Origin of the sequence: Caldimonas sp., from assembly GCF_046289365.1 — a bacterium.
GTDB lineage: Bacteria > Pseudomonadota > Gammaproteobacteria > Burkholderiales > Burkholderiaceae_C > Caldimonas.
Window position 1 is genome coordinate 1 of the sequence record NZ_JBKBVU010000171.1, and the last position, 5,641, is coordinate 5,641.

A 5,641-nucleotide genomic window follows, 5' to 3' on the forward strand; every position below is an offset into this window, starting at 1 on the left:
CCTGCGGCCGAGGCCCTGCCCGAGGTCACCGTCAGCGCCGAGCGCGATCGCGAGACGGCCACCGGCCCGGTACCCGGCTACACCCCGCGTCGTGCGGCCAGTGCCACCAAGACCGACACGGCCCTGTCGGAGACGCCTCAGTCGATCACCCTCGTCACACGCGACCTCATCACCGACACCGGCGCCACCGGCTTGCAGGATGCGCTCAACTACGCTGCCGGGGTGCGCTCCGACGCCTACGGCCTGGATTCGCGCACGGACTCGGCCCGCATCCGAGGCACCGATGCCGCTGAGTATCTGGACGGCCTGCGCAAGCACCTGAGCGGCTACTACACCAGCAATACACGCACCGACCCCTACACGCTCGAACGCATCGAGGTGCTGCGTGGTCCTTCGGCCATGCTGTTTGGGCAAGGCAGCGTTGGCGGGCTCATCAACATGGTCAGCAAGCGCCCGCTGGCCGAGGCGCAGCGCGAAGTGGGCGTGCAGTTCGGCAGCTTCAACCGCAAGCAGCTGCAGGCCGACCTGACCGGCCCGCTCACCGACGATGGCCAATGGCTCTATCGCCTGGTGGCCGTGGGTCGCGACAGCGACACCCAGGTGGACCACGTGCGCGACGACCGCAAGCTCATTGCGCCGTCACTGACCTGGCGTCCCAGCGCCAGCACCTCGCTCACGCTGCAGGCCTTGTGGCAGGAGGACAAGACCGGCTCCACCGCGCAGTTCTTTCCCTGGGCGGGCATGGTGTCCGACAACCCCAACGGACGCATCCCCACCGACACCTTCATCGGCGAGCCCGGGGTGGACCGCTACGACTCCAAGCGGCGCAGCATCGGGTGGCAGTTCGAACACCGCTTCAGCGAGGCCTGGGCGGTGCGTCAGAACCTGCGCTACTCCGAGAACAAGGTCGTCTACCACACCATCTACGGTGATTCCTTCTCCTCGCCCGGCGGCTGGCCGGCCGACCCGGTGAACCAGCGTGTGCTGGGCCGCATCGGCTGGTTCCAGCACAACAAGCTGAACCAGATCGCGGCGGATCAGCATGTGGAAGGGCAGTTCGCAACGGCAGGCGTGCGCCACAGGTTGCTGGCTGGATTGGATGTCTCGCGTGCCACGGCACGGACCTCACAGGCCTACATACCTGCGGGTACAGCCATCCCCGACATTGACGTCTACGATCCGGTCTACACGGGCTTCACCGTGCCCGACCTCACCGCGCTGCCGAAGAACACCGTGTCGCAAACGGGCGTCTATCTGCAGGACCAGTTGCGGCTCGCCGACCACTGGGTGGTGGTCGCAGGCCTGCGGCACGACCGGGTGAACAACGAGGTGGCGGGGGCCGACGATGCCAAGACGTCCGCCACGACCCGCCGACTGGGCCTGCTCTACGAGGCCGACAATGGCTTGTCGCCCTACCTGAGCTACAGCGAGGCCTTTACACCGGTGACCGGCCTGGACTGTTCCGGGGACCTGCTCGAGCCCCAGCGTGGCAAGCAGTGGGAAGCGGGCGTGAAGTACCTGCCGTCGGAGCGGCAGATCGCCCTGGGGTTGGCGATCTACGACTTGCGCGAGAAGAGCCGCTCGGTGTCCGGCACCGGCCCGAACTGCGTGCAGCAGGTGGGTGAGACCCAGACGCGAGGGGTCGAACTCGAAGCCAAGGCCACTGTGGCGCGCGTGGTGGATGTGGTGGCCAGCTACAACTACACCGACCTCGACGAAACCCTCGAGGCCGTGCCCGAAAACCAGGCCTCGGTCTGGGCGAAATACCGCTTTGCTCTGGGCGGCACCCCCGGCTTCTCGGCCGGCCTGGGCCTGCGCTGGCTCGACGCCTTCCGCAACGCCCCGGCGCCAACCACGCCGAGCGTCACGCTGCTCGATGCGCTGCTGGCCTGGGAGAACCCGACCTGGCGGGCCGCGCTGAACGTCACCAACCTGACCGACAAGACCTACGTGGCCACCTGCCTGGGCCGCGGCGACTGCTGGTACGGCGCGCGCCGCACCGTCAATGCCACCGTTACCTACCGTTTCTGACCCGTCATCGCCAGCCTTACAGAAAGAAAGAGAGCCAGCCATGACCCGCCACTTCTGGGTGCTTGCCCACCGCTATGCCGGCCTGGCGATCGCGGGGTTCCTCGTGATCGCCGGACTCACCGGCAGCCTGCTTGCCTTCTACGACGAGATCGACACCGCGCTGAACCCCGAGCTGATGCTGGTGGAGGACCGCAGCGACATGCCGCTGCTCGATCCGCTCGTGCTGCGCGAGCGTGTCGAAAAAGCGCTGCCCGGCAACGCCCATCTCGACTACCACCCGCTGCACCGCGAGCCGGGCCGCTCACACAAGCTCTACGCCTGGCGCCTGGTGGGCCCCGAGGGTGCGCAGACGCTGCGCTTCTATGAAGTGTTCGCCGACCCGTACACCGCCGAGGTGTTGGGCGAGCGCGAGCGCGGCGCCTGGGTCTTCGACCGCGCCCACTTCATGCCGCTGATGTACCAGCTGCACTATGCGCTCACCATTCCCTACCCCTGGGGCATGTGGCTCTTCGGCGTGATCTCCTTCGTCTGGCTGTTCGACAGCTTCGTGGGCTTCTACCTCACGCTGCCACGCCGCCGCGAGGGCTTCTGGAAGGGCTGGAAGCTGGCCTGGCTCGTGAAGTGGTCCGGCAGCGCTTACCGCATCAACTTCGACCTGCACCGCGCGCTCAGCCTGTGGCTGTGGGGCATGCTCATCCTGTTCGCGGTGTCCAGCGTGAGCCTCAACCTCAAAGACGAGCTCTACCTGCCCGTGCTCAAGCGCATCGTGCCCACGGTGGATGCCCACGAGGCCCTGCCCGACTTGCACCACGCCCCGCTGATGCAGGCCAACATGAGCTGGGAGCAGGCCCGCGAGCGTGGACGCGAGCTCATGGCCGAGCGCGCGGCACGCCACGGCTTCGTGATCGAGCAGGAAGACGCCATCATGTTCGCGCGCGAGCATGGCGCCTGGTACTACTCGGTGATGAGCGACCAGGACTTCGCCGACGACCACGGCCACACCGCCGTCTACTTCTCGGCCCAGGACGAGCACGGCGCCGAACTCGCCTTCGAGCACCCCAAGATCGCGCCTGGCAACACCTTCACGAGCTGGCTGGCCGCCTTGCACATGGGCAAGGTCTTCGGCCTGCCTTACCGGGTGCTCGTGTGCGTGATGGGGCTGGTGATCGTGCTGCTCAGCGTCACCGGTGTCGTGATCTGGTGGCGCAAGCGCCGCGGCCGCCGGGCCGTGCCGTCCGAGGCCGCGGCCCCCGCGACGGCGGCGCCGCACATGCGCGAAGACCTGGCCTGAATCGCATTCCCTTCCTCGACCTTTCCGGAGTTGTCATGCCCGTGTCCCGGCCGCAGCCCCCGCGCCCTCATCCCCTCCTGCACGCCCTCGCCTTGTGGCTGGGCGCCACCACCGCCGCCTGGGCGGCCGACGAGCCCGCCGTCGCGGCGGGCGAGGCCCTGCCGGCCATCACCGTCACCGGTCAGTCCGAACGCACCGCCACCGAAGGCCGCGACAGCTACACCACCCGCGCCACCCACACCGCCACCGGCCTGAGACTCTCGCCGCGCGAGACACCGCAGTCCATCAGCGTGGTCACGCGCTCGCAGATCGACGACTTCGCGTTGCGCGACGTGCGCGATCTGCTGTCGGCCACCGGCGGCGTGCGCGTCGAACGGGTCGAGACCGACCGCACCTACTACAGCGCCCGCGGTTTCGACATCATCAACTTTCAGGTCGATGGCCTGGGCCTACCCTTTGCCACCGGCGACCAGCTCGGCGACATCGACACTGCGCTGTACGACCGTGTCGAGGTGGTCAAGGGCGCCAACGGCCTGAGCTCGTCCACCGGCAACCCCTCGGCCACCGTCAACTTCGTGCGCAAGCGGCCCACGCCGGGCTTGCAGGCCTCGGCCGGCCTCACGCTGGGGTCGTGGAACCAGCGCCGCCTCGACGCCGATGTGGGCGGCGCGCTCAACGCAGCCCACAGCCTGCGCGCCCGCGTGATCGCCGCGGTGGAGGACAGGGATTCCTATCTGGATCGCTACCACCTGCGCAAAACCGTGCTGGGCACCGTGCTCGAGGCCGACCTCGGCCCCGACACCGTGCTCACCGGCGGGCTGAGCCAGCAGCGCAACCGGCCCGAGGGCGTCATGTGGGGCGGCCTGCCGCTGCATCGAAGCGACGGCAGCCTGACGAACTACCCGCGCTCGGCCAGCAGCGCGCCCGGGTGGACCTACTGGCACACCGACGACACTCAGGCTTTCGTGGAGCTCGATCACGGTTGGGGCGGCGGCTGGCGCAGCCGCGCCACGGTGCTGCACCGTGAGCTGGCGTCGGACGCCGAACTGTTCTACGTGGCCGGCACCCTCAACCCCGATGGCTCGGGCCTGAGCACCTACCCCTCGGCCTATCGCCACCGTGAACGCCAATGGGTGGCCGATATGAACCTCGGCGGCCCCTTCACCCTGGCCGGACGCGCGCACGAGGCGCGGGTGGGCCTGAGCTGGTCGCGCAGCGTCAACGCGCTGCGCTCGAGCTACGCCGGCGTGGGCGAGTCCCTGAGCGAGGAGGCCATGCTCGACGGCAGCACCCCGCGCCCTGGTTTCGACAAAGAGCGGGTCGACGGGTTCGCCGACTTCGCCGACTACCGTCGCACCCTGTATGGCGTGGTGCGCTTCAACCTGAGCGATGACTTCAAGCTCATCACCGGCGCCAACCTGACGCAGGCCCGCAGCGACGGCATCCAGTACGGGGAGACCCACCGCTACCGCAAGCGCAAGACCACGCCCTACCTCGGCGCGCTGGTCGACCTGGACGCCCATCACACCGTCTATGCGAGCTACACGAAGATCTATAACCCGCAGTTCAAGATCGACGTGGACAACCGCGTGCTCGATCCCCTGGAGGGCCGCAGCGTCGAGGCGGGCGTGAAGGGCGAATGGCTGGACGGCCGCCTCCAGGGCGGCTTGGCCGTCTTCCGCGTGACGCAGGAGAACGACCCGGTCTATGCCGGCTTCGGCCCCAACGGCAGCTACTACGAAGGCATCGACGCCACCTCCACCGGCTTCGAGCTGGACCTGGCCGGCCGCATCGGCCGCGACTGGGAGCTCGCCGGCAGCTACACCCAGCTGCGGCTGGAAGACGACGACGGCAACGCCGCGCGCACCTTCGTGCCGCGCCGCATGTTTCGCCTGGCCGCGAGCTACCGTGTGCCGGCCCTGCCGGGCCTGAAACTGGGTGCGTCGGTGAACTGGCAAAGCCGCAGCTACCGCGACGAGGCGCTGGCCGGCGGCGGCACCACGCGGGTGCTGCAGGACGGCTACGCCCTGGTCGACCTGATGGCCCGCTACGAGATCAGCAAGCACCTGAGCGCCGGCCTGAACCTGCGCAACGTCACCAACGAGCGCTACCTCAGCAGCCTGTATTGGTCGCAGAACTACGCGGGGGCGCCCCGCCACGTGAGCGCCAGCCTGAACTGGGCGTATTGAGCGCCCCAGGGTCGGGCCCTGCCCGACCAGCCCCCGAGGTTCGCAACACCCTTGCGTTAGATCAGGATGTTATTAGCGTATGGGTGACTCATAGCCTGAGCGAATGTATGATCCGGCCGCGGGGGGGGGG

General features: G+C 68.4%; 3 protein-coding genes. All 3 read left to right on the forward strand.

What is annotated here, in order from left to right; all coding sequences use genetic code 11:
• The coding region (locus ACK42S_RS14240) for a TonB-dependent siderophore receptor (RefSeq protein WP_409708835.1) at positions 1-2,031 on the forward strand (2,031 nt) is incomplete at its 5' end.
• A gap of 40 nt (positions 2,032-2,071) precedes the next feature.
• Positions 2,072-3,322 carry a PepSY-associated TM helix domain-containing protein gene (locus ACK42S_RS14245; RefSeq protein ID WP_409708838.1) on the forward strand — a complete coding sequence of 417 codons (1,251 nt, stop codon included), beginning with the start codon at positions 2,072-2,074 and terminating at the stop codon, positions 3,320-3,322.
• A gap of 35 nt (positions 3,323-3,357) precedes the next feature.
• Positions 3,358-5,511 (forward strand): TonB-dependent siderophore receptor, encoded by a 2,154-nt coding sequence (locus ACK42S_RS14250; protein WP_409708841.1) that lies wholly within the window; start codon positions 3,358-3,360, stop codon positions 5,509-5,511.
• The last annotated feature ends 130 nt before the right edge of the window (positions 5,512-5,641 follow it).

What these genes read in the sequence shown, in the direction of transcription:
- ACK42S_RS14250 (WP_409708841.1), top strand. Translation starts at nt 3,358, where the DNA reads ATGCCCGTGTCCCGGCCGCAGCCCCCGCGCCCTCATCCCCTCCTGCAC.
- ACK42S_RS14245 (WP_409708838.1), top strand. Translation starts at nt 2,072, where the DNA reads ATGACCCGCCACTTCTGGGTGCTTGCCCACCGCTATGCCGGCCTGGCG.